This is a genomic window from Pseudomonas kribbensis, from assembly GCF_003352185.1.
Classification (GTDB): Bacteria; Pseudomonadota; Gammaproteobacteria; order Pseudomonadales; family Pseudomonadaceae; genus Aquipseudomonas; species Aquipseudomonas kribbensis.
Genome location: NZ_CP029608.1, coordinates 1,884,689 through 1,911,619, shown reverse-complemented (window position 1 = coordinate 1,911,619; position 26,931 = coordinate 1,884,689). Strand labels below are relative to the sequence as shown.

Below are 26,931 nucleotides of genomic sequence, written 5' to 3'. Positions count from 1 at the left end.
GGTGGTCTGCGGCGGGTTGTTCACTGAGTTGGGGGCGGTGTTCAGGATTTCAAGGGCTCGTCGATTTTGAAGTGGGCGCGGGCGGTGGCAATTGGTTCACTTTCGGTGCTTTGCCAGGCCGTGACCGCGACGTTGGCCACCCGCCGTCCCTGACGGCAGACCTGACACCGGGCCCAGGTATCGCGGAACTGCCCGGCCCGCAGGTAATCGAGGGAAAAGTCGATGATTTTCGGCACACCGGGCGCACCGGTGAAAATCAGCAGATGCAGAGCGGCAGACAGCTCCATGAACCCGGCGATCACCCCGCCGTGGATCGCCGGCAATAAAGGGTTACCAATGTTGTCCTTGTTTGCCGGCAGCTTGAACAGCAGGTCATCACCGACCCGAGCGCACTCGACGCCGATCAGTCCGGCATAGGGGATCAACGCCAGCAGCGGCGCATAGTCACCCTTCTCGTGGGCTTCTTGCAGTTGCTGCTTGAAATCATCGCTCATGGGTTTTCTCCCTTGATCGCACCACCAAAGCCCTTGGTACCTTTGAGCCCCTTGCCCATGCGCATGAAGGTGCCGACGACGTGGGCAATCGGCTGCTCGGGATCGTCCTGATAGGCGAAGCCCCGGGCGAAGATCACGTCGGTGGTGACCCGGTAGCACTGGGCGAAACCGTAGACGTCTTTGTGCGGTTCGGCGGCGTGCATATAGTCGATGCGTAAATCCAGGGTCGGGCAGACTTCGAATTCCGGCAGCACGCACAAGGTGGCCATGCCGCACGCGGTGTCCATCAGCGACGTGATCGCCCCGCCGTGGACCACGCCGGTCAGCGGGTTGCCAACGATTTGTGCGCTGTACGGCAAGACCACCGTCAGGCCTTCGCTGCTGGCGCTGTGCACTTTCAAACCCAGCACCTGGCAGTGGCGCAGGGCCGAGAGAAAGCGAGTCGCACGCTCAAAAACAGGGTTTTCGGCCATTTGACAATTACTCTTGTTAGTCACTGTTCCCGGTAGTGGAAAGAACAGCAAAAGTTCCATTGCAAAACAAACTTATATATCTGTGAGAAATGAGGAACTTAACCCTCGGGGCTGCGCTCTTAAGGCCAGTAGTTATTTTCCATAAGGAGAAACACCCCATGCGTAAGACTTTAGCTATTGCCTTGATGTTGACCGCTTCCCTCGGTCTCGCTGCCTGCGATAAAAAATCCGAGGACAAAGCTCAAGATGCCAACCAACATGCTGAACAAGCTCAGCAGAAAATGAATGAAGCTCAGGATAAAGTGAACGACGCGGCGAAAGAAAACGCCGAAGCCGCCAAAGATCAGGCCGAATCGAACGCTGCAGCGCAAGAAGAAGCTGCCAAGAAGCAATAAACCGCTTCTCGATGGCAAAAAAGAAAACCCGCCAAGTGCGGGTTTTCTTTTGCCTGTCATTTTTTGGTAATGCCTTGTTAGAGCAATGCGGTTTTAAAAGTCGGACTAATCATCAGCAACAATGAACACACTAAGCCGATCAGCCACACCAGACTGCGCAGCTTGGGAATATCGGCCAGGTAAAACCACAAGTAGAGAATCCGTGCGATCACAAAGATGATCGCCAATGTATCGATCAACCATCCCGCCGTTTGCGTGGTATGCGCCATCAGCACACCCACGGCAAACAGGATGAACGCTTCGATGCTGTTCTGATGTGCCGCCAGTGCCCGGGCGCCGTAGCCGGTGAGTTGCGCCTGTTGCTGACGCGGCAGGTGATTGTTGTAACCGCCCTGCTCTTTCATGGCTTTGCCCACGGGCATGCGCGCCACGTAAATCAACAATGCACTGATAAACACACACCAGAACGGAATACTCATCAAGCAGCCTCTTTGATCGTTTCGGGCAACGGCACCTCTGTAGGGGTATAGACCATTACATCGAGCACGTCGGAATGAAACTCGCGGCGGTACAACACCAGTACCACACCGGCGCTCATCAGCATGAACAACCACGGGCTGACGAACCACGCCAGCATGCTCATGCCGAAGTAATAGGAGCGCAGACCGAAGTTGAACTGGTTCGCCGCCATCGAAATCACCCGCGCCGCCCGGGACGCGAACGCCTTGCGCTCCTGCTCGGACACCTGACGCTCACCGATCATCGGCGCCGAGCCCACCAGAACGGCCGCAAAGTTGTACTGACGCATGCACCAGCTGAACGTGAAGAACGCATAGACAAACACTAGCGCCAGGCACAGCAACTTGATCTCCGACATGCCCTGGGAGGCCTGCTGCACCATCGGGATGTCCGCCAGCAACGATACCGCACGCTCCGAAGCACCGAGCACAGTCAGGATGCCGGCCAGGATGATCAGTGTGCTGGAAGCGAAGAACGAGGCGTTGCGCTCGAGGTTGCCGATCACGCTGGCATCGGCAATGCGGTTGTCGCGCAGCAGCATGCGGCGCATCCAGTCTTCGCGGTACAGGTGCAACACGCTGGCCAGGCACGCGGTGTCACGTGCCTTCCAGGTGGCATAACGGGTGTAACCGCCCCAGCAGATGACGAACCAGAACGCGGCAAGCAAGTGGATCAGGTTGGCTTGGATGAACGACATGCAAATTCCTGTGTGGAAGATTTCGGCTCCCCTTCGACGTTAGCCGAAAGGAAAAGACACTGCCTGACGCCCATAAAAAATGCCCCGTATCGATTGATACGGGGCATTTCTGTTTAATCGCTCAAGCCCGCTTGTGACGGGCCGGCAATCTTAGGCCAGGGCTTCGGCGCGCTTGCCCAGCAGGCGGTCACAAACCACCGCGACCACCAGAGTCATCACGCATGGCACCAGCCACGCCAGGCCCTGCTCGCTCAGCGGCAGGTGGGACAGTTGCGATGGCATCCAGTCGGCCAGACCGGCGCCTTTCAGGGCGTCAATCGTGCCGAACACGAACGACACCAGCATCACCGGGCCCATGATGCGGCTCTGCTCATGCCAGAACGCGGCACAGAAGCTCAGGGCCACCAGCACGATGCACGGCGGGTAGATCGCGGTCAGCACCGGGATCGAGAATGCGATCAGCTTGGTCAGACCCAGGTTGGACACCAGCAGCGAAAACGCCGCGAGGATGATGACCAGCGTCTTGTAGGACAGCGGCACGATGCGGCTGAAGTATTCGGCGCAGGCACAGGTCAGGCCGACCGCCGTCACCAGGCAGGCCAGAGAAATCAGCACCGCAAGGAAACCGCTGCCCAGCGAACCGAAGGTATGTTGCACATAAGCATGCAGCACCGCCGCGCCGTTGGTTGCCCCCGCGGCCACCTCATGGCTGCCGGAGCCCAGACGGAACAGGCTGACATACACCAGCGCCAGACCGACGCCGGCGATCAGACCAGCGATGATCGCGTAACGGGTGATCAGCGCAGGCGACTCGACGCCACGGGAACGGATCGCGTTGACGATGACGATGCCGAACACCAGGGCGCCCAGGGTATCCATGGTCAGGTAACCATTGATGAAACCTTGGGAGAACGGCGCAGCGACGTATTCCGGAGTGGCCACGCCGATATCACCGGCCGGCAGCGCGAACGCGGCAATGCCGAGTACCGCCAGGGCGATGATCTTCAGCGGCGCGAGGAAACGCCCTACGGTGTCCAGCAGACGGCCCGGATAGAGCGAGATGAAGAACACCAGCAGGAAATACACCGAGCTGTAGAGGAACAGCGCCAGCGGGCTTTCACCGGTCAGCGGCGCCAGACCCACTTCAAAGGACACGGTCGCGGTACGCGGCGTGGCGAACAAAGGGCCGACCGCCAGATAGCACGCGGCTGCCAGTACACCACCGGCAATCTTGCCGATTGGCGTGCTCAGCGCATCCATCGCCCCGCCGACCTTGGCCAGCGCGACAACGGTGATCACCGGCAGACCGACCGCCGTGATCAGGAAGCCCAGCGCCGCCATCCAGACGTTGGGTCCGGACTGCAAACCGACGATAGGCGGGAAGATGATGTTGCCGGCCCCGACGAACAGGGCGAATGTCATAAAGCCAAGTGCCAGGATGTCCTGACCTTTCAAAACTTTCATTAAGGAAATACCACACTACTGAATCGGAATTTAGAGGGGGATTTCCCTGTGGGGTTAGGGAAATGCTGTCAATCCGTATAAGACTGACCCGTTTAGCGCGTTGCATGCCTTGTGGGCGGCAGACGCAAAAATGGCTGCTAGCCTAACGAATTTGTCTGACAAACGCACTGTTTGAGGGCGAACTATCCGATACGCGACGTGTCTGTGTCGCGTTTTTGCATGTAATTGGGCAGGTGCCTATAAATCGCCATCGTCAAACCGAACCTCAGAAACGACAAAGGCCACCCGAAGGTGGCCTTTGTTGCTGGAGCTGAAAAGTCAGCCGAAGCTTACTTCTTCACTTCCCAGCCAGTCAGCTCGGCCAGGGCCTTGCCGATGTCTGCCAGCGAACGCACGGTTTTCACGCCTGCGTCTTGCAGAGCAGCGAATTTCTCGTCTGCAGTGCCTTTGCCGCCGGAGATGATTGCGCCAGCATGGCCCATGCGCTTGCCCGGAGGAGCAGTCACACCAGCGATGTAGGAAACAACCGGCTTGGTCACGTTGGCCTTGATGTAGGCAGCCGCTTCTTCTTCAGCCGAACCGCCGATCTCGCCGATCATTACGATCGCTTCGGTCTTCGGGTCTTCCTGGAACAGCTTCAGGATGTCGATGAAGTTCGAACCCGGGATCGGGTCACCGCCGATGCCGACGCAAGTCGACTGACCGAAACCGGCGTCAGTGGTCTGCTTCACAGCTTCGTAGGTCAGGGTGCCGGAACGGGAAACGATACCGACCTTGCCTGGCAAGTGGATGTGACCTGGCATGATGCCGATCTTGCACTCGCCCGGAGTGATCACGCCTGGGCAGTTAGGGCCGATCAGGGTAACACCCAGCTCGTCGCACTTAACTTTCGCGTCCAGCATGTCCAGGGTAGGAATGCCTTCGGTGATGCAGACGATCAGCTTGATGCCGCCGAATGCCGCTTCCAGGATCGAGTCCTTGCAGAAAGGAGCCGGAACGTAGATCACGCTGGCGGTGGCGCCAGTGGCTTCTACGGCTTCTTTCACGGTGTTGAACACAGGCAGGTTCAGGTGAGTGGTGCCACCTTTGCCTGGAGTCACGCCGCCAACCATTTTGGTGCCGTAGGCAATGGCTTGTTCGGAGTGGAAAGTACCCTGCGCGCCGGTGAAGCCCTGGCAGATTACTTTGGTGTCTTTATTGATCAGGACGCTCATTACTTGCCCTCCGCAGCTTTAACGACTTGTTGAGCAGCGTCGGTCAGGCTGGTAGCAGCGATGATGTTCAAACCGCTTTCTGCCAGTACTTTAGCGCCCAGTTCAGCGTTGTTGCCTTCAAGACGAACAACAACCGGGATTTTCACGCCGACTTCTTTCACTGCACCGATGATGCCTTCGGCAATCATGTCGCAACGAACGATGCCGCCGAAGATGTTAACCAGTACTGCAGCGACATTGCTGTCGGACAGAATGATCTTGAAAGCTTCGGTAACGCGTTCTTTGGTAGCACCACCACCTACGTCAAGGAAGTTGGCTGGCTTGCCGCCGTGCAGGTTGACGATGTCCATGGTACCCATGGCCAGGCCGGCACCGTTCACCATGCAGCCGATGTTGCCTTCCAGCGCTACGTAGTTCAGTTCGAACTTGGCAGCGTGCGCTTCGCGCGGATCGTCCTGGGACGGATCGTGGAAAGTCTTCAGCTTAGGCTGACGGTACATTGCGTTGGCGTCGATGTTGATCTTGGCGTCCAGGCAGTGCAGATCGCCGTCGGCCTTGATCACCAGCGGGTTCACTTCCAGCAGAGCCAGGTCGTGATCCTTGAACAGCTTGGCCAGACCTACGAAGATCTTGGCGAACTGAGCAACCTGCTTGCCTTCCAGACCCAGCTGGAATGCCAGCTCGCGACCCTGGAATGGCTGAGCGCCAACCAGTGGATCGATAGTGGCTTTCAGAATTTTTTCTGGAGTGTCGTGAGCGATTTTCTCGATGTCCACGCCACCTTCGGTGGAAGCCATGAACACGATGCGACGGCTCGAACGGTCAACGACAGCGCCCAGGTACAGCTCTTTAGCGATATCAGTGCACGATTCAACCAGGATCTTGGTGACTGGCTGGCCATTGGCATCAGTCTGGTAAGTCACCAGACGCTTGCCCAGCCACTGCTGTGCGAAGGCTTTGGCGTCTTCTTTGCTGCGAACCAGCTTGACGCCGCCCGCTTTACCGCGACCACCGGCGTGAACCTGGGCTTTGACAACCCACTCGTTGCCGCCGATTTTGTCGCAAGCTTCTGCTGCTGCTTCCGGGGTGTCTACTGCGAAACCAGTGGAAACTGGCAGGCCGTATTCAGCGAACAGCTGCTTACCCTGATACTCGTGAAGATTCATGCTTTTTACCGTCTTCGTTAGGTACTGCGCATTCGGCGCTGCGCTCTTGATGAGTGCCGCGCCACCTGTGACTGCTGCTTGCGTAGCCTTTCCGGATACCCGGTGCAGCTACGCAAGGCTGCGTCCAGCGGACATTCCGCGGTGAGTCTTGCACGCAAGGCTCACGACGGGCCGTACCGCCGTGGTTTCTTATTGTGTCTTAACGCTTCTTGCGGTTGGCAATGTGGATGGCGCCGCCATTCACTGCCAGAGCTGCTTCGTGCAAGGCTTCGGACAGGGTCGGATGGGAGAAAACCATCATGCCCAGGTCTTCAGCGCTGGTGCCGAATTCCATACCGATCGCGCCCTGCTGAACCAGTTCTGCAGCGCTCGGGCCAATCACGTGCACGCCCAATACGCGGTCAGTCTTGGCATCGGCGATGACCTTGACGAAACCACCGGTATCGTTGGCGGCCATGGCACGGCCGGATGCTGCGAACGGGAAGGTGCCGACGTTAACTTCAACGCCTTCAGCTTTCAAGGCCTGCTCGGTTTTACCAACCCATGCGATTTCCGGGTGAGTATAAATAACCGAAGGGATCAGGTCATAGTTCATCTGGGCCTTGTGGCCCTTGATGCGCTCGACAACCATGATGCCCTCTTCCGAGGCTTTGTGAGCCAGCATCATGCCGCGAACCACGTCACCGATGGCGTAGACGCCCGGTACGGTAGTGGCGCAGTGATCGTCAACGTGCACGAAACCGCGCTCGTCCAGGGTCACGCCGCTGTCGGCAGCCAGCAGATCAGTGGTCACCGGACGGCGACCAACGGCTACGATCAGCTTGTCGAAAGTGATGGTCTGTTCGCCGTTGGCATCGGTGTAGTTCACAACGACTTCGTCGCCGTTCACTTTCGAACCGGTTACGCGAGCGCCCAGTTTGATGTCCAGACCCTGTTTGGTCAGGGTTTTCAGCGCTTCCTTGGAAACAGCGGTGTCCGCTGCCATCAGGAAGGTGTCCAGGGCTTCCAGGACAGTCACTTCTGCACCCAGACGCGACCATACCGAACCCAGTTCCAGACCGATCACGCCAGCGCCGATCACGCCCAGACGCTTAGGTACGGCCTGGAATTCCAGAGCGCCAGTCGAATCGACGATGACTTTCTGATCGACCGGAGCCGGTGGAATGTCGATCGGACGCGAACCTGGAGCCAGGATGACGTTTTCGGCTTCGATGACTTCAACCGAGCCGTCCGGCTTGGTGACTTCGACTTTCTTGCCGGCCAGCAGTTTGCCGTGGCCCTGGATCGAAGTAACGCCGTTGGCCTTGAACAGGGTGGCAACGCCGCCGGTCAGGTTCTTGACGATGCCGGCCTTGCGGCCAACCATCGCAGCGACGTCCATTTTGACTTCGCCGGTCGAGATACCGTGAACGTTGAAGCTTTCTTTGGCTTCCTTGTATTTCCAGGAGCTGTCCAGCAGCGCCTTGGACGGAATGCAGCCTACGTTCAGGCAGGTGCCGCCCAGGGCTTGCTTGCCTTCAGCATCGGTGTACTTCTCGATGCAGGCAGTGCTCAGACCGAGTTGCGCGGCCTTGATGGCAGCTACGTAGCCGCCAGGGCCGGCACCGATCACTACTACGTCAAATTTCTGCGACATTCAAAAAATCCTCTTTAGCGAAAAGCTTCAAGCCGCAAGCTGCAAGCCAGACTGCCGTCTCCGGCAGCCTGAAACCTGCAGCTCATGGCTGCTTCTATCAGATATCCAGCAACAGACGAGCCGGATCTTCCAGCAGGTTCTTGATGGTCACCAGGAAAGTCACAGCTTCTTTGCCATCGATCAGACGGTGATCGTAGGACAGTGCCAGGTACATCATCGGACGGATAACGACCTGACCGTTGATGGCCATCGGACGCTGGATGATGTTGTGCATGCCCAGAATCGCTGCCTGCGGCGGGTTGACGATCGGGGTCGACATCATCGAACCGAAGGTACCACCGTTGGTGATGGTGAAGGTACCGCCGGTCATCTCGTCCATCGACAGTTTGCCGTCACGGGCCTTCTTGCCGAAGGTGGCGATGCCGCCTTCGATTTCAGCCAGGCTCATGTGTTCGGCGTTACGCAGAACCGGAACTACCAGGCCACGGTCGCTGGAAACAGCAACGCCGATGTCGGCATAACCGTGGTAAACGATGTCGTTGCCGTCGATCGAAGCGTTGACCGCCGGGAAGCGTTTCAGCGCTTCGGTGGCAGCCTTCACGAAGAACGACATGAAGCCCAGGCGTACGCCGTTGTGGGACTTCTCGAACAGGTCCTTGTACTTCGAACGCAGGGCCATGACTTCGGTCATGTCGACTTCGTTGAAAGTGGTCAGCATTGCCATGTTCGACTGGGCTTCTACCAGACGCTTGGCAACGGTGGCACGAACGCGGGTCATCGGAACGCGCTTCTCGATGCGGTCGCCAGCGGCGAACACAGGAGCGGCAGCAGCCGGAGCAGCAGCTTTCGGTGCAGCAGCCGGAGCGGATTTCTTCGCTTCAACAGCGGCAACCACGTCTTCCTTGGTCACACGGCCGTCTTTGCCGGTGCCTTTTACGGAAGCCAGGTTGATACCGTTTTCTTCGGCCAGCTTGCGAGCGGCCGGAGCAGCGATAGCATCTTCGTCAGCGCCGGCAGCAGCCGGGGCAGCGGCAGCAGCGGCCGGAGCAGCAGCGGCAGCCGGAGCAGCGGCAGCAGCGCCGCCTTCAACGATGGAGCCCAGGACTTCGTCGGACAGGACGGTGTCGCCCTCGCCCTTGACGATTGCGCCCAGCACGCCGTCGGCGGTGGCCAGCACTTCCAGAACGACCTTGTCGGTTTCGATGTCGACGATCAGTTCGTCACGCTTGACGGCGTCGCCCGGTTGTTTGTGCCAGGTGGCAACGGTGCCATCGGCAACCGATTCCGGGAAAGTGGGGGCTTTGATCTCGATAGCCATTGTCTGTGGTTCCTTAAATTCGGTTTCAGGTGCGCGAAGGCGTTAAACGGTAAACGCGTCTTGCAGCAGTTTTTCCTGCTGCTCGGCGTGCATCGATGCGTAACCACATGCAGGTGCAGCAGAAGCCTCACGGCCCGCGTACTCGAGTACGAGAGACTTGTTGAGGTTGCTGATGCTGCGACGCAGGTGGTGCTGGCTGCAGTACCAGGCGCCCTGGTTCATCGGCTCTTCCTGACACCAGACAGCCGCTTTGGCGTTGGTGTAAGGAGCCAGGACTTCTTTCAAGTCGTCCTCAGGGAATGGGTACAGCTGCTCGATACGCACGATGGCGATATCTTCGCGGCCTTCGGCACGGCGTTTTTCCAGCAGGTCGTAGTAGACCTTGCCGCTGCACAGAACCACGCGCTCGACCTTTTTCGGGTCCAGTGCATCGATTTCCGGGATAACGGTCTGGAACGAACCTTCGGCCAGATCTTCCAGCGTCGAGATTGCCAGTTTGTGACGCAGCAGCGACTTCGGAGTCAGGACTACCAGCGGCTTGCGCAGCGGGCGGATCACCTGACGACGCAGCAAGTGGTAGATCTGCGCCGGAGTCGTCGGCATGCACACCTGAATGTTGTGCTCGGCGCACAGCTGCAGGTAACGCTCAAGACGTGCCGAGCTGTGCTCAGGGCCTTGGCCTTCGTAGCCGTGCGGCAGCAGCATGGTCAGACCGCAGAGACGGCCCCACTTGTGCTCGCCGCTGGTGATGAACTGGTCGATAACAACCTGTGCACCGTTGGCGAAGTCGCCGAACTGGGCTTCCCAGATCACCAGCGCGTTCGGCGTGGTGGTCGAGTAACCGTATTCGAACGCCAGTACCGCTTCTTCCGACAGGAACGAGTCGTACAGGTCGAAGCGTGGCTGACCTTCGTACAGGTGTTTCAGCGGAATGTAGGTGCCGGCATCTTTCTGGTTGTGCAGAACAGCGTGACGGTGCGAGAACGTACCGCGGCCGATGTCCTGACCGGTCATGCGGATCGGGTGACCTTCGAACGCCAGGGTCGCGTACGCCATGGTTTCGGCGTAACCCCAGTTGATCGGCAGGCCGCCGGCTTGCATCTTCTGACGGTCTTCGTAGATCTTCGCGACCTGACGCTGAACCACGAAGCCTTCCGGAATTTCCAGCAGCTTGGCGGACAGTTCCTGCAGGGTCTTCAGATCGAAGCGAGTGTCGTGACGCGCAGTCCAGGCGTGGCCCAGATACGGACGCCAGTCCACGAACAGCTCTTTGTTCGGCTCTTTGACCAGCGATTTCACTACGTGCAGACCGTTGTCCAGCGCGTTGCGGTATTCGTCGACTTTCGCCTGAACACGCTCTGCGTCCAGCACACCGCCCTGGGTCAGACGATCAGCGTACAGCTCACGGGTGGTGCGCTGTTTGGTGATCTGCTGATACATCAGCGGCTGGGTGCCGCTTGGCTCGTCGGCCTCGTTGTGGCCGCGACGACGGTAGCAGACCAGATCGATCACCACGTCACGCTTGAACTGCATGCGGTAGTCGATGGCCAGCTGGGTCACGAACAGTACGGCTTCCGGATCATCGCCATTCACATGGAGGATCGGTGCCTGGATCATCTTCGCAACGTCGGTGGCGTACTCGGTGGAACGCGAGTCCAGCGGGTTGCTGATGGTGAAACCAACCTGGTTGTTGATCACGATGTGCACGGTACCGCCGGTCTTGAAACCGCGGGTCTGCGACATCTGGAAGGTTTCCATCACCACGCCCTGACCTGCGAATGCAGCGTCACCGTGGATGGAGATCGGCAGTACTTTTTCGCCGGTCGCGTCGTTGCGACGGTCCTGACGGGCACGTACCGAACCTTCAACCACCGGGGAAACGATTTCCAGGTGGGACGGGTTGAACGCCATGGCCAGGTGAACTTCACCGCCGGCGGTCATTACGTTGGACGAGAAGCCCTGGTGGTATTTAACGTCACCGGAACCCAGCTCGACCTTCTTCTTGCCTTCGAACTCGTCGAACAGCTCGCGCGGGTTCTTGCCGAAGGTGTTGACCAGCACGTTCAGACGGCCACGGTGGGCCATGCCGATGACGACTTCCTTGGTGCCGTACGAGCCGGAACGCTGGATCAGTTCGTCGAGCATCGGAATCAGGCTTTCACCGCCTTCCAGACCGAAACGCTTGGTGCCCGGGTATTTGGTACCCAGGTATTTTTCCAGGCCTTCACCGGCCGTCACGCGCTCGAGCAGGTGGCTCTTGATGTCGGCGGAGTATTCCGGACGGCCACGTACGCTTTCCAGACGCTGCTGGAACCACTGGCGCTGCTCGGAATCGGTGATGTGCGTAAATTCAGCGCCGATGGTGCGGCAATATGTCTGCTGCAACGCTTCGTGAATTTCGCGTAGGCTCGCTTCCTCTTTGCCGATGAACAGGTCGCCGGCACGGAAGGTCGTATCAAGATCGGCATTGGTCAAGCCGTAATGATTGATCGACAGGTCTGCAGGTGCAGGACGCTGCCACAGCCCCAGCGGGTCAAGCTGGGCTGCCTGGTGGCCACGCATACGGTAGGCCTGGATCAATCGCAGCACTTCAACTTGCTTCTTCTCGTGCTCACTGCTCACGCTGCCGGCGGAAACCGGTTGGGCGCGGCGCTGGTTCTTCGCCAGCAGCACGAAATGATCGCGAATTGTGGAGTGCGAAACATCGGTGGCAGAGCCGCCGTCGGCGGGCAGCTTCTGAAAGTAGGTGCGCCACTCTTCTGGCACAGCGTTAGGGTCGTGCAGGTAGAGCTCATAAAGCTCTTCCACATAGGCAGCGTTTCCACCTGAAAGGTAGGCGCTGTTCCACATGCGCTGCATCACGCTTTCTTGCATGCTTGGTCACCCTCGGTTAGGGGAACACCATCGGTGTCGACACCGAGCAAACTTGCAGAAGTCCGAATGCAGCGACCAAAACAAGCCACTTAGGATCACACTGATAGTCCGGGTACCAGCCCGGATGCCCCTGCTTGTCTCATTTCTTCAAAATAAGAGCCGCAGCTTATGGCTGTTGCTCTGGTTATAGCCAGGGCGCGGGTTGAAGCCCGCGCCTTGACCTGTACGGTGCAGCGATGCCGCTTTTTACAGCGGCAGTTACAGCTTCTGAATCACACGCCGCTCGAAAGCAGCATGTTACGGATGTGACCGATGGCCTTAGTCGGGTTCAGGCCTTTCGGACATACGTTGACGCAGTTCATGATGCCCCGGCAGCGGAAAACGCTGAACGGGTCATCGAGGGACGCCAGACGCTCGGACGTCTTGGTGTCACGGCTGTCTGCCAGGAAGCGGTACGCTTGCAGCAGTGCAGCTGGACCCAGGAACTTGTCCGGGTTCCACCAGAAGGACGGGCAAGAGGTCGAGCAGCAGGCGCACAGGATGCACTCGTACAGACCGTCGAGCTTTTCACGCTCTTCAGGGGACTGCAGACGCTCGATGGCCGGAGCCGGCGTGTCGTTCTGCAGGAATGGCTTAACCTTCTCGTATTGCTTGTAGAAGATGCTCATATCGACGACCAGGTCACGGATAACCGGCAAACCTGGCAGAGGACGGATGACCAACTTGTTACCTTTGACGACAGCGGACAGCGGCGTGATGCACGCCAGGCCGTTCTTGCCGTTGATGTTCATGCCGTCGGAGCCGCAAACACCTTCACGGCAGGAGCGACGATAGGAGAAACCCTCGTCCTGCTCTTTGATCAGGGCCAGCACGTCCAGCACCATCAGGTCCTTACCACCGGTATCGACCTGGAATTCCTGCATGAACGGCGCAGCGTCCTGATCAGGGTTGTAACGATAAACACTGACTTTCAACATGGCGGTCACCCTTAATAAGTCCGGACTTTTGGTTCGAAAGTCGGAACAGTCTTCGGCGAGAAGTTCACGGCACGCTTGGCGACACGTTTCTCACCCGGGAAGTACAGGGTGTGGCACAGCCAGTTTTCGTCGTCACGGTCTTCGAAGTCTTCACGGGCGTGAGCGCCGCGGGACTCTTTACGTACTTCGGCAGCAATGGCGGTAGCTTCAGCCACTTCCAGCAGGTTTTGCAGTTCCAGCGCTTCGATACGTGCAGTGTTGAACGCCTGCGACTTATCGTTGATCTTCACGTTGGCGATGCGCTTGCGCAGATCGGCCAGCTGGGCAATACCCTTCTGCATGTATTCGCCGGTACGGAATACACCGAAGTAGTTCTGCATGCAGCTTTGCAGCTCGCGACGCAGGGTAGCGACGTCTTCGCCGTCGGTACGGTTGTTCAGCGCGCTCAGGCGTGCCAGGGCAGCTTCGATGTTGGCTTCGGTGGCGTCATCGTATTCGATGCCGTCAGTCAGAGCTTTCTCGAGGTGCAGGCCGGCAGCGCGACCGAAGACCACCAGGTCGAGCAGCGAGTTGCCGCCCAGACGGTTGGCGCCGTGAACCGATACGCAAGCCACTTCACCTACGGCGAACAGACCAGGAATGATCTGATCCACGCCTTCGGCGTTCTGGGTGATTGCCTGGCCGTGAATGTTGGTGGCAACGCCGCCCATCATGTAGTGGCAGGTCGGAACAACCGGAACCGGAGCAACCACCGGGTCAACGTGTGCGAAAGTCTTCGACAGTTCGCAGATGCCTGGCAGACGGCTGTGCAGCACTTCCTCGCCCAGGTGGTCGAGTTTGAGCATTACGTGGTCGCCATTCGGACCGCAACCGTTGCCGGCGATGATTTCCTTAACCATCGAGCGGGCAACCACGTCACGACCGGCAAGGTCTTTGGCGTTCGGAGCATAACGCTCCATGAAACGCTCGCCGTGCTTGTTGATCAGGTAACCACCTTCACCACGGCAACCTTCGGTAACCAGTACACCGGCGCCGGCGATGCCGGTCGGGTGGAACTGCCACATTTCAATGTCTTGTACCGGCACGCCAGCACGCAGAGCCATGCCGACGCCGTCACCGGTGTTGATCAGGGCGTTGGTGGTGGAAGCGTAGATACGGCCTGCACCGCCGGTCGCCAGCACGGTGGCCTTGGCGCGGATGTAGGTGGTTTCACCGGTTTCGATGCAGATGGCGATCACACCGACGAAGTCGCCCGCGTCGTTCTTGACCAGATCGACAGCGTAGTACTCGTTCAGGAACGTGGTACCGGCTTTCAGGTTGCCCTGATAAAGAGTGTGCAGCAGCGCGTGACCGGTACGGTCGGAAGCGGCGCAGGTACGGGCAGCCTGCCCGCCTTTACCGTAATCCTTCGACTGACCGCCGAACGGACGCTGGTAGATACGGCCGGTTTCGGTACGCGAGAACGGCAGACCCATGTGGTCCAGCTCGAAAACGGCAGCCGGGCCCTCCTGACACATGTATTCGATAGCGTCCTGGTCACCGATGTAGTCGGAACCCTTGACGGTATCGTACATGTGCCAGCGCCAGTCATCGTTCGGGTCGGCCGACGCGATGGCGCAGGTGATGCCGCCCTGGGCGGATACAGTGTGCGAACGGGTCGGGAAGACCTTGGTGATCACGGCAGTCTTGTGACCGCCCTGTGCCAGCTGCAGCGCAGCGCGCATGCCGGCACCGCCGCCACCAATGATGATGGCGTCGAAAGAAATCGTTGGAATGTTAGCCATGAATCAGATACCCCAGAGAATCTGCACACCCCAGACGAAGTAAGCGAACATCGCGACGCCGCATACTGCCTGGAAAAGGAAACGTACTGCAGTCGCGGACTTGCCCAGCGCCATCGGCGTCAGGTAGTCGGTCGCGATGGTCCACATGCCGACCCAGGCGTGAGCGCCCAGGGCAACCAGTGCCAGCAGACTGAAGATACGCATTCCGTTGTGGGCGAACAGGCCATGCCATTGTTCATAGCCGATGCCCGGGTGAGCGGCGAGGTAGCCGATCAGAAAAATGAAATAAGCCGCGAGAACGACCGCAGACACACGCTGTGCCATCCAGTCATAGAGGCCCGAACGCGAAAGGTTTGTAACGCTGGTTACCATATCCAAACTCCTGCCAGAACGATCAGCACCACGGAAACGGCGATGATCAGTTTCGAGCCCAGGCGGCCGCCTTCCAGCGTCTCACCGATGCCCATGTCCATGATCAAGTGGCGCACACCGGCAACCAGGTGATACAGCAGAGCGGACAGGAGGCCCCATGCTACGAACTTGGCCAGCGAGCTGGTCAAGCATGCCTTCACCTCGACATAACCTTCCTCGGAACCCAGGGATTTGCCCAATGCATAAAGCATGATGCCAAGGCCCAGGAAGAGGATGATGCCGGAAACACGGTGAAGAAACGACGTAACGCCGGTGATGGGGAGTTTGATGGTCCTTAGGTCTAGGTTTACAGGTCGTTGGCTTTTCACGGCTTTTTTTTCACACTGAAGAGCCCCTAACAATCAGGGCAAAGTTGTTGGGGAGTGCACTGGTCAGGTAACCACCACCCAGGGATGCGACCCCCAATGAAAGCAAGCCCAAAAGCCCTTGGCGGTCGGTCGCCGAGTATAGACAGTTAGGCTACTAATGACAACGCAATCGCCTACCCCCAATAGCTGATTGCACAAGTTGTATAAAAGGCGTAAATGGCAGGCAATTTCGAGGAAAAAGTGCGGTTAAAGCCTTCTGGAGCAAGACTTTAGGCAAATTGACATTCGAATTTATCTCACTATAGTGGTGCGGGCCCTGCGTGGGGGGTCTGTCTGATGATTTCAAGCATAAATAGGAGGCCACATGGCTGACAAAAAAGCGCAGTTGATCATCGAGGGCGCAGCCCCCGTCGAGCTGCCCATTTTAACCGGCACCGTTGGTCCCGATGTAATCGATGTTCGGGGCCTGACGGCCACGGGCCGCTTCACTTTCGACCCCGGTTTCATGTCGACCGCTTCCTGCGAATCGAAGATCACCTATATCGACGGCGACAACGGCATTCTGTTGCACCGCGGCTACCCGATTGAACAACTGGCTGAAAAGTCGGACTACCTGGAAACCTGCTACCTGCTGCTGAACGGCGAACTGCCGACTGCAGAGCAAAAGGCCCAGTTCGTCGGCACCGTGAAGAACCACACCATGGTTCACGAACAGCTGAAGACCTTCTTCAACGGCTTCCGCCGTGACGCCCACCCGATGGCCGTCATGTGTGGTGTAGTCGGCGCCCTCTCGGCCTTCTACCACGACTCCCTCGACATCAATAACCCGCAGCATCGCGAAATTTCCGCGATCCGCCTGGTTGCCAAGATGCCGACCCTGGCCGCGATGGTTTACAAGTACTCCATGGGCCAACCCATGATGTACCCGCGCAACGACCTGTCGTACGCGGAAAACTTCCTGCACATGATGTTCAACACCCCGTGCGAGATCAAACCGATCAGCCCGGTACTCGCCAAGGCCATGGACCGGATCTTCATCCTCCACGCCGACCACGAGCAGAACGCTTCGACCTCCACCGTGCGCCTGGCGGGCTCTTCGGGTGCCAACCCGTTCGCCTGTATCGCCGCCGGTATCGCCGCACTGTGGGGCCCTGCCCACGGCGGTGCGAACGAAGCCGTGCTGACCATGCTCGATGAAATCGGCGATGTTTCGAACATCGACAAGTTCATCGCCAAGGCCAAGGACAAGAACGATCCGTTCAAGCTGATGGGCTTCGGTCACCGCGTCTATAAGAACCGCGACCCACGTGCGACCGTGATGAAGCAGACTTGTGACGAAGTGTTGAAGGAACTGGGCATCCAGAACGATCCGCAACTCGAACTGGCCATGCGCCTGGAAGAGATCGCCCTGACCGACCCATACTTCATCGAACGCTCGCTGTACCCGAACGTCGACTTCTACTCGGGGATCATCCTCAAGGCGATCGGCATTCCGACCAGCATGTTCACCGTGATCTTCGCCCTGGCACGTACTGTCGGCTGGATCTCCCACTGGAAGGAAATGCTCTCCAGCCCGTACAAGATTGGCCGTCCGCGCCAGCTGTACACTGGTTATGAGTCGCGGGATATCACCAAGCTGGAAGACCGCAAATAAGACTTGTCTTGCGATAACGTCTTAACGTTGTACCGGGAACGGCCTCCATGTGAATGGGGGCCGTTTTTGTTTGGGGTATCTCAGCGGCCTTTGGGCCGACTGTTTTTTGTAGATTGGGTACATATCCGTTTCTGCGGGTGCTGCCGCTGGCGGTTTCGCTCTTACAGCGAGTCCCTTTTTCAAACGCCAAAAAGGAACCAAAAGGCTTTGCCCCGGCGTACGGCACTTCGCTTAGGCTCAGTGTTCCCTCGCTACGGTGTCCATCAGGGGGCATCGCCTACGGTTTGCTTCGCTGCACCTCCTCTCGATGAATGCGGCTTCGCCGCACGGCGCTGCGCGCCTACCCCCTGATGAACACCTCCGCTCGGCCTGCCGAAGGGGCAAAAAATCAAAAGCCACATCAAAAGCCAGATCAAGAGCATCCCCCTGCTCACCACTCACCACTCAACACGATGAGCGTTAGCTCAAGTACCGCTTTTGATCTTCGGGCGACGTCGGAAGGCTGAGTGGAGGGATTCATCCGGGGGTGGGAGCGCATCGACCGTTTGGCGAAGCCAAACACATCGAGAGGAGGTGCAGCGAAGCAAACCGTAGGCGATGCCCACCGGATGAATCCCGGAGCGAAGGAACCCCGAGCCTCAGCGAGCGGGCCGGACGTAGGAGCAAGCGTTTTTGGTTACTTTTTAGGCGTTTGTAAAAAGTGACCCGCCGTAAGGGCGGAACCCTAAGAAGCCGTTACCGCAGCAACGGATATACCCCCAATCAAAAAACCACCAAAAAAAATGCCCCAATCTCTCGACCAGGGCATTTCCATTCAACTCAACCTACATATTCAACCTAGAAGCCTCAGTGCGAAACCGCCCCACTAGCCCCCAACCCCGTCTGCGAACGCACAAACTGCGGGAAGAACAGCGCACGCTCATTCTCTGCCGCCGCCGATTTATCGGTAACCGAGAAGAACCAGATCCCAATGAACGCAATGATCATCGAGAACAGCGCCGGATACTCATAAGGGAAGATCGCCTTCTCATGATGCAGAATCTGCACCCAGATGGTCGGGCCAAGAATCATCAGGCCCACCGCACTTACCAGACCCAGCCAGCCGCCAATCATGGCGCCACGGGTGGTCAGTTTCTTCCAGTACATCGAAAGCAGCAGCACCGGGAAGTTGCAGCTCGCCGCAATGGAGAACGCCAGGCCCACCATGAACGCGATGTTCTGGCTTTCGAACAGGATGCCCAGGCCGATTGCCAGCACGCCCAGTGCGACGGTGGTGATCTTCGAAACGCGGATCTCATCCTTCTCGTTGGCCTTGCCCTTCTTGATCACGCTGGCGTACAGGTCGTGAGACACCGCCGAAGCACCGGCCAGGGTCAGACCGGCTACTACCGCCAGGATGGTCGCGAACGCCACCGCCGAGATGAAGCCGAGGAAGATGCTGCCGCCCACGGCGTTGGCCAGGTGCACCGCCGCCATGTTGTTGCCGCCGAGCAGAGCGCCCGCCGCATCTTTAAAGGCCGGGTTGGTGCTGACCAGCAGGATCGCGCCGAAGCCGATGATGAAGGTCAGGATGTAGAAGTAGCCAATGAAACCGGTCGCATACAGCACGCTCTTGCGGGCTTCCTTCGCGTCGCTCACGGTGAAGAAGCGCATCAGGATGTGCGGCAGGCCGGCGGTACCGAACATCAGTGCCAGGCCGAGGGAGAACGCCGAGATCGGGTCTTTCACCAGACCGCCGGGGCTCATGATCGCTTCGCCCTTGGCGTGAACCTTGATGGATTCGGAGAACAGGGTGTTGAAGTCGAAGTTGACGTGCTTCATCACCATCAGCGCCATGAACGAGGCACCGGACAGCAACAGCACAGCCTTGATGATCTGCACCCAGGTGGTCGCCAGCATGCCGCCGAACAGCACGTACAGGCACATCAGGATACCCACCAGAATCACCGCAACGTGGTAGTCGAGGCCGAACAGCAGCTGGATCAGCTTGCCGGCGCCGACCATTTGCGCGATCAGGTAGAACGCCACCACCACCAGCGAACCGCAGGCCGACAGCGTGCGGATCTGGGTTTGCCCGAGGCGGTAGGACGCCACGTCGGCAAAGGTGTATTTACCCAGGTTGCGCAGGCGCTCGGCGATCAGGAACAGAATGATCGGCCAGCCCACCAGGAAGCCGATCGAGTAGATCAGGCCGTCGTAGCCAGAGGTGAACACCAGCGCGGAAATCCCCAGGAAAGACGCCGCCGACATGTAGTCACCGGCAATCGCCAGACCGTTCTGGAAACCGGTGATCTTGCCACCCGCCGCATAGTAGTCGGCAGCCGACTTGTTGCGTTTGGAGGCCCAGTACGTGATGCACAGGGTCGCGCCGACGAACACCACGAACATGACGATCGCGGAAACGTTGAGCGGTTGTTTGTGGACTTCGCCGGTCAGGGCGTCAGCGGCCCAGGCGGCCGGAGCGAACGCTGCGATGCTCAATAGAGCCAGTAGACGCCGGATCATTGCTGAGCCTCCTTGAGAATCGCATTGTTCAGGTCGTCGAACTCGCCATTGGCGCGGCGCACGTAGATGCCGGTCAGGATGAAAGCCGAGACAATCAGCCCGACACCGATGGGGATGCCCCAGGTGATCGAAGAACCGGCGCTGATTTTGGTCCCGAGCACTTGCGGCCCGTACGCGATCAGCAGAATGAAACCGGAGTAGAGCCCTAGCATGATCGCCGAGAGTATCCAGGCGAACCTTTCCCTTTTTTTCACCAGCTCCTTGAAGCGCGGGCTGTTCTGAATAGAGAGGTAAATGCTGTCGTTCATTGTTTTTATCCTCGCAGCACAGATTTTTATTTTTGGAACGTATCCACTGTATGCGGCTGCGAGCCGGCTTCCAGACGACCTTAGTAGTAGAACGCCATGACCGTTATGCCAATTTCAGGACTGTACAAATAAATGTGGGAGCGAGCCTGCTCGCGAAGGCGTCTTGTCAGTCACCTCTTGAGTCGACTGGCAGATCGCATCGCGAGCAGGCTCGCTCCCACAGGGTAAAGCGGTGCAGCGTTTATTTAGTCCATTCAGCCACGCGGTCTGGGTGTTTGGCGACCCAGTCCTTGGCAGCGGCTTCAGGTTTGGCACCGTCCTGAATCGCCAGCATCACCTGACCGATTTCGTCTTTGGAGGCCCACTGGAAGTTCTTCAGGAACTTCGCCACTTCCGGCGCCTTGGCATCCAGCTCTTTGCTGCCGATGCTGTTCACGGTTTCAGCCGCGCCATACACGCCTTTCGGGTCGTCGAGGAAGCGCAGCTTCCACTTGGCGAACATCCAGTGCGGCACCCAGCCGGTCACGGCGATGGATTCGTTCTTTTTCTCGGCGCGGGTCAGCTCGGCGATCATGCCGGCGCCGGAACTGGCCTTGAGGGTGTAACCGGTCAGGCCGTAATCCTTGATCGCCTGATCGGTCTTGAGCATCACACCTGAGCCGGCGTCGATGCCGACGATGCGATTCTTGAAGCTGTCGTCGGTTTTCAGGTCTTCGATGGATTTGGCTTTGACGTACTCGGGCACGATCAGGCCGATTTTCGCGTCCTTGAAGTTCGGGCCGTAATCGACGACCAGATCCTTGTTCTTCGCCCAGTACTCGCCGTGGGTCACCGGCAGCCAGGCCGACAGCATGGCGTCGAGTTTGCCGGTGGCAACGCCCTGCCACATGATCCCGGTGGCGACGGCCTGGAGTTTCACGTCGTAGCCGAGTTTCTGTTTGATCACCTCGGCCGCCACGTGGGTGGTCGCGACGCTGTCGGACCAGCCGTCAACGTAACCGATGTTCAGGGTCTGTTTTTCAGCGCTGGCGAAAGTGGAGCTCATCGCAAGCACCAGAGCGGCACCTGCGCCTAAAAGTCGTCGCATCTTCATCGTTACTTCCCCGAAATGCTGCGCCCGACGGATGCCGGGCATCGTCAACGTATTGTTATGGTGCACAGCGCCCCCATCACGCCTGACCGCAAACTCGTTCGAACATCAGCGGAGTACTGATGGCTTTGATCATCAACCTGACGCACACAGCGACCTGCTCTGCCAGCGACCTCGAAGCAACGAGAAACGACATCAGAAAGCCATTAACTGCGTCTGAATATTTGACGCCAGACAATCCGCCCGAACTTTGCATGTCAAAAACATGCAGGCCACCAACCCCTCTATAAATGCAGGTAACATGCGTCGCTTTGCAGCCACTCGGCCTGACCATGTCCGCATCCTCCCGCTTTCCTTTTCTTCCTTATCTGTTCGCCTGCCTGCTCGGCCTATTTGCGCTTTGCGGCTTCTGGTACGGCCTCGGCAAACCGGTGATCCTGCCGGACGTCGCCACCCCGACCCACAAGTTGCAATGCGCCTCCTACACGCCGTTCGACAAGGATCAGTCGCCGTTCGACGTGCCGTTCAAACTGCGCCCGGAGCGCATGGACGCCGACCTCGCCCTGCTCGCCACCCGCTTCGAATGCATCCGCACCTATTCCATGACCGGCCTCGAAGCCCTGCCGGAACTGGCGCGCAAGCATGGTTTGAAGCTGATGATCGGCGCCTGGGTCAACAGCAACCCGGTGGACACCGAGAAGGAAGTCGATCTGCTGATCGCCTCGGCCAACGCCAACCCGGACGTGGTCAGTGCCGTGATCGTCGGCAACGAAGCTCTGCTGCGCAAGGAAGTCACCGGGGCGCAACTGGCGAAGCTGATCAATAAGGTCAAAAGCCATATCAAGCAGCCGGTGACCTACGCCGATGTCTGGGAGTTCTGGCTCAAGCACCCGGAAGTTGCGCCGGCGGTGGACTTCCTGACCATTCATTTGCTGCCGTACTGGGAGGATGATCCTTCGAACATCGATGTTGCCCTGCAACACGTGGCCGATGTGCGCCAGGTGTTCGGCAACAAGTTCGCCCCCAAGGACGTGATGATTGGCGAAACCGGCTGGCCGAGCGAAGGCCGTCAGCGGGAGACCGCGTTGCCGAGCCGGGTCAACGAAGCGAAGTTCATTCGCGGTTTTGTCACCCTGGCCGAACAGCAAGGCTGGCATTACAACCTGATCGAAGCGTTCGACCAGCCGTGGAAGCGCGGCAGCGAAGGCGCGGTCGGTGGTTACTGGGGACTGTTCGATGCGGATCGCCAGGACAAAGGCGTGCTGGCCGGGCCGGTGTCGAACGTGCCTGACTGGTCGCGCTGGCTGGCAATCGGCGGCTTGATCTTCTTCGGCACGCTGGTTCTTGGCGGTCGGGTTCGCACCACGGGTTCAGCGCTGGTGCTGCCATTGCTGGGCGCCCTCGCCGCTTGTTCGATCGGTGCCTGGGCCAACCTGGCATGGCTGACCACACGCTTCGCCAGCGAATGGGTATGGGTCGGCCTGCTGACCGTATTGAATCTGCTGGTGCTGGCGCACGCCGCGCTGACCTTGAGCGCCCGCACCGGCTGGCGTGAACGCGCCTTCAATGCGTTCGAACGACAAGCCGGCTGGCTGGTTGCCGCGGCCGGTTTTGCGGCAGCGATAATGGTGCTGGAGATGGTGTTCGATCCGCGCTATCGCAGCTTCGCGAGTGCGGCGTTCATTCTGCCGGCACTGGTTTACCTGTGCCGCCCGGTGCCGGTGGCCCGTCGGGAAATTGCCCTGCTGACCTTCATCATCGGTGCCTGCATTGCGCCGCAGCTGTTCCGTGAAGGCCTGCAGAATCAGCAGGCCTGGGGCTGGGCGCTGGTCAGCGGGTTGATGGTGGCCGCGTTGTGGCGCTGCCTGCGGATTCGCAACCGCTGATCTTCAGTAACTAAAAGCATCGCGGGCTAGCCCGCGATGCAGCACTACCAGTCAGTTGGCGACGCGGGATTCCCGCACCAACCGCAACCCGGCAATCACCACCGCAAACACCGCCAGCGTGGTGTTGTACAACGCCAGCGCCGGAAACCCGAACACCAGCGCCAGCACCGCCAACCACCACCCTGCCCGTCCCGGCACGACAAAACCGATCACGGCAGCCGCGACCGCCGCCCAGCCGAGCATCTGGAAATGAATCATCAGGCCCAGGTTCGAGCGCACCGAACACTCCCAACGGCTCGCCTCGTCAACGCAGATGCCCACCCACTGCGCGTCCTCCATGAAGCCATAACGCGCGCCATAACTGGCGGCCAGCCATAACGGCAACAGAACGAGCAGCAGAATCACGGGCAAGCGGCGGGACATGGAACACTCCAAACGAGGAAATCGGCGGCCAGCTTAATCGCCTGCCAGCCGTGTGCAAGAACTAACAACTCTTAACTGGTCATTCGATCCGCGCAAAGTGTATCGTCCGGCTACTATTACCCCGAATTCCGTCTGATTGGTGCCGATGCATGGCACTTTGGCGCTAACCCAGTGGTCATAGCCTGCGAACCTCATTCGGCACCTTCCTTTAAGGGATTCACTCATGCTCCGATCCTTGCGCTTCGCCGCCCTGTTTGGCGGCCTTATCCTGAGTGCGTCCGCGCTGGCGGTGGATATCGACGCCGCCAGTTATGGCTATCCGCTGACCAACCCGTTCGAAGCAACCATCGCCACCACGCCGCCGGACCTGCGTCCGGAGTTGCCGTCGGACGACGACATCAATCAGACCGACCGCAGCGTCACCCTGCGCCCGGAACGCGAGTTCATCCTGCCGGACAACTTCTGGGCAGTGAAAAAACTCACCTATCGCATCGCCACCCAGGACAAGGCAGCACCGCTGATCTTCCTGATTGCCGGCACCGGCGCGCGGTATGACAGCAGCCTCAACGAATACCTGAAAAAGCTCTACTACAAGGCCGGCTACCACGTGGTGCAGCTGTCCTCCCCCACCAGTTTCGACTTCATGAGCGCCGCCTCGCGTTTCGCCACCCCCGGCGTGACCAAGGAAGACGCCGAAGACATGTACCGGGTGATGCAGGCCGTGCGCGCGCAAAACCCGAAAGTACCGGTCACCGACTATTACCTCAGCGGCTACAGCCTCGGTGCGCTGGACGCAGCGTTCGTCGCTCACCTGGACGAAACCCGCCGCAGCTTCAACTTCAAGAAAGTCCTGCTGCTGAATCCGCCGGTCAACCTGTACACCTCGATCACCAACCTCGACAAACTGGTGCAGACCGAGGTCAAGGGCATCAACAACAGCACCACCTTCTATGAACTGGTGTTGAACAAACTGACCCGCTACTTCCAGCAGAAAGGCTACATCGACCTCAACGACGCACTGCTCTATGACTTCCAGCAGTCCAAACAGCACCTGAGCAACGAGCAGATGGCGATGCTGATCGGCACCTCGTTCCGCTTCTCGGCGGCGGACATCGCCTTCACCTCGGACCTGATCAACCGTCGCGGCCTGATCACCCCGCCGAAATTCCCGATCACCGAAGGCACCAGCCTCACGCCGTTCCTCAAGCGTGCGCTGCAATGCGACTTCGACTGCTACCTGACCGAGCAGGTGATCCCGATGTGGCGCGCCCGCACCGACGGCGGCAGCCTGCTGCAACTGATCGATCAGGTCAGCCTGTACGCCCTCAAGGATTACCTGCACGACAGCCCGAAAATCGCCGTGATGCACAACGCCGACGACGTGATCCTCGGCCCCGGCGACCTCGGTTTCCTGCGCAAGACCTTCGGCGATCGCCTGACGGTTTACCCACTGGGCGGCCATTGCGGCAACCTTAACTACCGCGTCAACAGCGACGCCATGCTGGAGTTCTTCCGTGGCTAAATATCTCCTGCTGTTTGCAGCGTTACTCTGTGCAGGCGTGGCCCAGGCCGACAACAGCAAAGCCAACGCACCGGTGGTGGTCGACAGTGACGGCTTCAAGGAGCCGCTGTCCAAACTCAAGTTCAACCCGGGGCTGGACCAGCGCGAATTCGAGCGCTCGACCCTCAACGCACTGAACGTGTATGACCCGCTGGAATCGTGGAACCGCCGGGTCTACCACTTCAACTACCGCTTCGACCAATGGGTGTTTCTGCCGGTGGTCGATGGCTATCGCTACGTCACGCCCGGTTTCGTGCGCTCCGGTGTGAGCAACTTCTTCAACAACCTTGGCGACGTGCCGAACCTGGTCAACAGCCTGTTGCAGTTCAAGGGCAAGCGCTCGATGGAAACCACCGCCCGCCTGCTGCTCAACACCACCATCGGCATCGCCGGCCTGTGGGACCCGGCCACCGCCATGGGCCTGCCGCGCCAGAACGAAGACTTCGGCCAGACCCTGGGCTTCTACGGCGTTCCGGGCGGCGCCTACTTCGTACTGCCGATCCTCGGCCCGTCGAACATCCGCGACACCGCCGGCCTGGCCGTGGACTACACCGCCGAATCGGCGATCAACTACCTGAACGTGTCGAAAGTCAGCGAAAACCACCCGGAAATCTGGGCGCTGCGTGCGGTCGACAAGCGTTATCAGACCCGCTTCCGCTACGGTCAGATGAACTCGCCGTTCGAGTACGAGAAGGTGCGCTACGTGTACACCGAATCGCGCAAGCTGCAGATTGCCGAGTAAACCGGCAGCCACAAAAAAAGGCCATTCGATGCAAATCGAATGGCCTTTTTCATTGAGCCGTCAATCAGCCCTTCAGCGCTTTCCAGAGCTTGCCGACGACCGACACAACAGCCAGCACCACCGCCCCCGCCACAACCCCTGCCACGCCATTGAGCAACACCGGCACTGTAAACCCTGCACTGCCCGCCGCTGCGGCAATGCTCTCGATCCAGTGATGCACCACCGGTACGCCGTGGGTCAGGATGCCGCCGCCGACCAGGAACATCGCCGCCGTGCCGATCACCGACAGGCCTTTCATCATGTACGGCGCGGCGCGCAGGATGGCGTTGCCGATGCGTTTCGCCGCAGCGCCGGGCTTCTGGGTCAGCCACAGGCCGAGGTCATCGAGTTTGACGATGCCGGCCACCAGGCCGTAGACGCCCACGGTCATGACGACGGCGATGCCCGACATCACGATCACTTGCTGGGTCAACGACGCCTCGGCCACGGTGCCAAGGGTGATGGCGATGATTTCCGCCGAGAGGATGAAATCGGTACGGATCGCGCCTTTGATCTTGTCCTTCTCGTAGGCCACCAGATCGGCCACGGCCTCGGTCAGCTGCGCATGTTCGGCCTGATCTTCGTCCTTGCCGTGCAGCAGCGGATGGGCGAGTTTCTCGAAGCCCTCGAAGCACAGGTAGGCGCCGCCGACCATCAACAGCGGCGTCACCAGCCACGGCACGAACGCACTGATCGCCAGCGCCGACGGCACCAGGATCAGCTTGTTGACGAACGAGCCCTTGGCCACCGCCCACACCACGGGAATTTCCCGTTCGGCGCGCACGCCGGAGACTTGCTGGGCATTGAGCGCCAGGTCGTCGCCGAGTACCCCGGCGGTCTTCTTGGCGGCCATTTTGCTCATCAACGCCACATCGTCCAGAACGGTGGCGATGTCGTCGATCAGCACCAGCAAACTGCTTCCTGCCATGGGTCAGGCTTCCCTACGAAAAAAAAGTGCGCGCAGCATACCGT

General features: G+C 59.1%; 24 protein-coding genes. 5 read left to right on the top strand and 19 right to left on the bottom strand.

Translation table 11 applies throughout. The features are described from left to right. Positions 1-41: 41 nt before the first annotated feature. Positions 42-494 carry a PaaI family thioesterase gene (locus DLD99_RS08905; RefSeq protein ID WP_085710558.1) on the bottom strand — a complete coding sequence of 151 codons (453 nt, stop codon included), beginning with the start codon at positions 492-494 and terminating at the stop codon, positions 42-44. Beyond that, the gene (locus tag DLD99_RS08900) at positions 491-967 is read right to left on the bottom strand and encodes a PaaI family thioesterase (RefSeq protein ID WP_085710556.1); all 477 of its coding nucleotides are present in this window, start codon (positions 965-967) and stop codon (positions 491-493) included. The genes DLD99_RS08905 and DLD99_RS08900 overlap by 4 nt, the downstream gene beginning before the upstream one ends. A gap of 158 nt (positions 968-1,125) precedes the next feature. Here DLD99_RS08900 and DLD99_RS08895 point away from each other — a divergent pair, with 158 nt between their 5' ends. Beyond that, positions 1,126-1,362 (top strand): hypothetical protein, encoded by a 237-nt coding sequence (locus tag DLD99_RS08895; protein WP_011333123.1) that lies wholly within the window; start codon positions 1,126-1,128, stop codon positions 1,360-1,362. A gap of 77 nt (positions 1,363-1,439) precedes the next feature. Here the strand turns inward: DLD99_RS08895 and DLD99_RS08890 are convergent, their stop codons facing one another. The 12 genes from DLD99_RS08890 to sdhC form a co-directional block, all read right to left on the bottom strand. Further along, on the bottom strand, positions 1,440-1,841 hold the full coding sequence (locus tag DLD99_RS08890; protein ID WP_114881941.1) for an MAPEG family protein: 402 nt from the start codon (positions 1,839-1,841) through the stop codon (positions 1,440-1,442). Continuing rightward, a complete protein-coding gene (locus tag DLD99_RS08885) occupies positions 1,841-2,578 on the bottom strand; it encodes a DUF599 domain-containing protein (RefSeq protein WP_114881940.1) in 738 nt (245 codons plus the stop codon). Before DLD99_RS08885 ends, DLD99_RS08890 begins: the two co-directional genes overlap by 1 nt. A gap of 150 nt (positions 2,579-2,728) precedes the next feature. Next, entirely contained in the window at positions 2,729-4,042 is a 1,314-nt protein-coding gene (gene brnQ / locus DLD99_RS08880; RefSeq protein ID WP_085710552.1) for a branched-chain amino acid transport system II carrier protein, read from the bottom strand. 329 nt (positions 4,043-4,371) lie between these two features. Next, complete coding sequence (gene sucD / locus DLD99_RS08875) at positions 4,372-5,256, bottom strand: succinate--CoA ligase subunit alpha (RefSeq protein ID WP_011333119.1); 885 nt, start codon at positions 5,254-5,256, stop codon at positions 4,372-4,374. Next, entirely contained in the window at positions 5,256-6,422 is a 1,167-nt protein-coding gene (gene sucC / locus DLD99_RS08870; RefSeq protein WP_007959029.1) for an ADP-forming succinate--CoA ligase subunit beta, read from the bottom strand. The genes sucD and sucC overlap by 1 nt, the downstream gene beginning before the upstream one ends. Positions 6,423-6,621: 199 nt before the next feature. Then, a complete protein-coding gene (gene lpdA, locus DLD99_RS08865) occupies positions 6,622-8,058 on the bottom strand; it encodes a dihydrolipoyl dehydrogenase (protein WP_114881939.1) in 1,437 nt (478 codons plus the stop codon). Between the two features lie 97 nt (positions 8,059-8,155). Continuing rightward, positions 8,156-9,376 carry a 2-oxoglutarate dehydrogenase complex dihydrolipoyllysine-residue succinyltransferase gene (gene odhB, locus DLD99_RS08860; protein ID WP_114881938.1) on the bottom strand — a complete coding sequence of 407 codons (1,221 nt, stop codon included), beginning with the start codon at positions 9,374-9,376 and terminating at the stop codon, positions 8,156-8,158. A gap of 42 nt (positions 9,377-9,418) precedes the next feature. Continuing rightward, entirely contained in the window at positions 9,419-12,250 is a 2,832-nt protein-coding gene (locus DLD99_RS08855) for a 2-oxoglutarate dehydrogenase E1 component (RefSeq protein WP_085710549.1), read from the bottom strand. 272 nt (positions 12,251-12,522) lie between these two features. Beyond that, positions 12,523-13,227, bottom strand: a complete 705-nt coding sequence (locus DLD99_RS08850) for a succinate dehydrogenase iron-sulfur subunit (RefSeq protein WP_065260469.1) — start codon at positions 13,225-13,227, stop codon at positions 12,523-12,525. Positions 13,228-13,238: 11 nt separating this feature from the next. After that, the gene (sdhA, locus tag DLD99_RS08845) at positions 13,239-15,011 is read right to left on the bottom strand and encodes a succinate dehydrogenase flavoprotein subunit (protein ID WP_085710547.1); all 1,773 of its coding nucleotides are present in this window, start codon (positions 15,009-15,011) and stop codon (positions 13,239-13,241) included. 3 nt (positions 15,012-15,014) lie between these two features. Then, complete coding sequence (gene sdhD / locus DLD99_RS08840) at positions 15,015-15,383, bottom strand: succinate dehydrogenase, hydrophobic membrane anchor protein (RefSeq protein ID WP_085710546.1); 369 nt, start codon at positions 15,381-15,383, stop codon at positions 15,015-15,017. Continuing rightward, on the bottom strand, positions 15,377-15,751 hold the full coding sequence (gene sdhC / locus DLD99_RS08835) for a succinate dehydrogenase, cytochrome b556 subunit (protein ID WP_114881937.1): 375 nt from the start codon (positions 15,749-15,751) through the stop codon (positions 15,377-15,379). The genes sdhD and sdhC overlap by 7 nt, the downstream gene beginning before the upstream one ends. Positions 15,752-16,115: 364 nt before the next feature. Between sdhC and gltA the strand changes: the two genes are divergently transcribed. After that, a complete protein-coding gene (gene gltA / locus DLD99_RS08830) occupies positions 16,116-17,405 on the top strand; it encodes a citrate synthase (protein WP_007959044.1) in 1,290 nt (429 codons plus the stop codon). Positions 17,406-18,251: 846 nt separating this feature from the next. Here the strand turns inward: gltA and DLD99_RS08820 are convergent. The 3 genes from DLD99_RS08820 to DLD99_RS08810 form a co-directional block, all read right to left on the bottom strand. Further along, the gene (locus DLD99_RS08820) at positions 18,252-19,910 is read right to left on the bottom strand and encodes a cation acetate symporter (protein WP_114881936.1); all 1,659 of its coding nucleotides are present in this window, start codon (positions 19,908-19,910) and stop codon (positions 18,252-18,254) included. Further along, positions 19,907-20,218, bottom strand: a complete 312-nt coding sequence (locus tag DLD99_RS08815; protein ID WP_085710541.1) for a DUF485 domain-containing protein — start codon at positions 20,216-20,218, stop codon at positions 19,907-19,909. Before DLD99_RS08815 ends, DLD99_RS08820 begins: the two co-directional genes overlap by 4 nt. A 241-nt stretch (positions 20,219-20,459) precedes the next feature. After that, positions 20,460-21,311 (bottom strand): glycine betaine ABC transporter substrate-binding protein, encoded by an 852-nt coding sequence (locus DLD99_RS08810; protein ID WP_085710539.1) that lies wholly within the window; start codon positions 21,309-21,311, stop codon positions 20,460-20,462. 287 nt (positions 21,312-21,598) lie between these two features. On the opposite strand from DLD99_RS08810, the gene DLD99_RS08800 reads away from it, so the two are divergent. Then, on the top strand, positions 21,599-23,194 hold the full coding sequence (locus tag DLD99_RS08800) for a glycoside hydrolase family 17 protein (protein WP_114881935.1): 1,596 nt from the start codon (positions 21,599-21,601) through the stop codon (positions 23,192-23,194). Between the two features lie 51 nt (positions 23,195-23,245). Here DLD99_RS08800 and DLD99_RS08795 read toward each other — a convergent pair whose 3' ends face one another. Then, positions 23,246-23,617 (bottom strand): hypothetical protein, encoded by a 372-nt coding sequence (locus DLD99_RS08795; protein ID WP_114881934.1) that lies wholly within the window; start codon positions 23,615-23,617, stop codon positions 23,246-23,248. A 223-nt stretch (positions 23,618-23,840) separates the two neighbouring features. Here DLD99_RS08795 and DLD99_RS08790 point away from each other — a divergent pair, with 223 nt between their 5' ends. Together DLD99_RS08790 and DLD99_RS08785 are read left to right on the top strand one after the other, a co-directional pair. Next, the gene (locus DLD99_RS08790) at positions 23,841-25,139 is read left to right on the top strand and encodes a serine/threonine protein kinase (protein ID WP_114881933.1); all 1,299 of its coding nucleotides are present in this window, start codon (positions 23,841-23,843) and stop codon (positions 25,137-25,139) included. Next, entirely contained in the window at positions 25,132-25,920 is a 789-nt protein-coding gene (locus tag DLD99_RS08785; protein ID WP_085710534.1) for an MlaA family lipoprotein, read from the top strand. Before DLD99_RS08790 ends, DLD99_RS08785 begins: the two co-directional genes overlap by 8 nt. Before the next feature lie 64 nt (positions 25,921-25,984). On the opposite strand, the gene DLD99_RS08780 is transcribed toward DLD99_RS08785, so the two are convergent. Then, entirely contained in the window at positions 25,985-26,887 is a 903-nt protein-coding gene (locus DLD99_RS08780; RefSeq protein WP_114881932.1) for a DUF808 domain-containing protein, read from the bottom strand. Positions 26,888-26,931: the final 44 nt, after the last annotated feature.

Excerpts from the sequence above, each read along its gene's own strand:
- DLD99_RS08820 (WP_114881936.1), bottom strand. The coding sequence starts at position 19,910 with ATGATCCGGCGTCTACTGGCTCTATTGAGCATCGCAGCGTTCGCTCCG.
- DLD99_RS08885 (WP_114881940.1), bottom strand. The coding sequence starts at position 2,578 with ATGTCGTTCATCCAAGCCAACCTGATCCACTTGCTTGCCGCGTTCTGG.
- lpdA (WP_114881939.1), bottom strand. The coding sequence starts at position 8,058 with ATGTCGCAGAAATTTGACGTAGTAGTGATCGGTGCCGGCCCTGGCGGC.
- DLD99_RS08810 (WP_085710539.1), bottom strand. The coding sequence starts at position 21,311 with ATGAAGATGCGACGACTTTTAGGCGCAGGTGCCGCTCTGGTGCTTGCG.
- gltA (WP_007959044.1), top strand. The coding sequence starts at position 16,116 with ATGGCTGACAAAAAAGCGCAGTTGATCATCGAGGGCGCAGCCCCCGTC.
- brnQ (WP_085710552.1), bottom strand. The coding sequence starts at position 4,042 with ATGAAAGTTTTGAAAGGTCAGGACATCCTGGCACTTGGCTTTATGACA.
- DLD99_RS08780 (WP_114881932.1), bottom strand. The coding sequence starts at position 26,887 with ATGGCAGGAAGCAGTTTGCTGGTGCTGATCGACGACATCGCCACCGTT.
- DLD99_RS08795 (WP_114881934.1), bottom strand. The coding sequence starts at position 23,617 with ATGTCCCGCCGCTTGCCCGTGATTCTGCTGCTCGTTCTGTTGCCGTTA.
- DLD99_RS08895 (WP_011333123.1), top strand. The coding sequence starts at position 1,126 with ATGCGTAAGACTTTAGCTATTGCCTTGATGTTGACCGCTTCCCTCGGT.
- odhB (WP_114881938.1), bottom strand. The coding sequence starts at position 9,376 with ATGGCTATCGAGATCAAAGCCCCCACTTTCCCGGAATCGGTTGCCGAT.
- sdhA (WP_085710547.1), bottom strand. The coding sequence starts at position 15,011 with ATGGCTAACATTCCAACGATTTCTTTCGACGCCATCATCATTGGTGGC.
- DLD99_RS08790 (WP_114881933.1), top strand. The coding sequence starts at position 23,841 with ATGCTCCGATCCTTGCGCTTCGCCGCCCTGTTTGGCGGCCTTATCCTG.
- sdhD (WP_085710546.1), bottom strand. The coding sequence starts at position 15,383 with ATGGTAACCAGCGTTACAAACCTTTCGCGTTCGGGCCTCTATGACTGG.
- DLD99_RS08855 (WP_085710549.1), bottom strand. The coding sequence starts at position 12,250 with ATGCAAGAAAGCGTGATGCAGCGCATGTGGAACAGCGCCTACCTTTCA.
- DLD99_RS08800 (WP_114881935.1), top strand. The coding sequence starts at position 21,599 with ATGCAGGTAACATGCGTCGCTTTGCAGCCACTCGGCCTGACCATGTCC.
- DLD99_RS08815 (WP_085710541.1), bottom strand. The coding sequence starts at position 20,218 with ATGAACGACAGCATTTACCTCTCTATTCAGAACAGCCCGCGCTTCAAG.
- sucD (WP_011333119.1), bottom strand. The coding sequence starts at position 5,256 with ATGAGCGTCCTGATCAATAAAGACACCAAAGTAATCTGCCAGGGCTTC.
- DLD99_RS08850 (WP_065260469.1), bottom strand. The coding sequence starts at position 13,227 with ATGTTGAAAGTCAGTGTTTATCGTTACAACCCTGATCAGGACGCTGCG.
- DLD99_RS08890 (WP_114881941.1), bottom strand. The coding sequence starts at position 1,841 with ATGAGTATTCCGTTCTGGTGTGTGTTTATCAGTGCATTGTTGATTTAC.
- DLD99_RS08900 (WP_085710556.1), bottom strand. The coding sequence starts at position 967 with ATGGCCGAAAACCCTGTTTTTGAGCGTGCGACTCGCTTTCTCTCGGCC.
- sucC (WP_007959029.1), bottom strand. The coding sequence starts at position 6,422 with ATGAATCTTCACGAGTATCAGGGTAAGCAGCTGTTCGCTGAATACGGC.
- DLD99_RS08905 (WP_085710558.1), bottom strand. The coding sequence starts at position 494 with ATGAGCGATGATTTCAAGCAGCAACTGCAAGAAGCCCACGAGAAGGGT.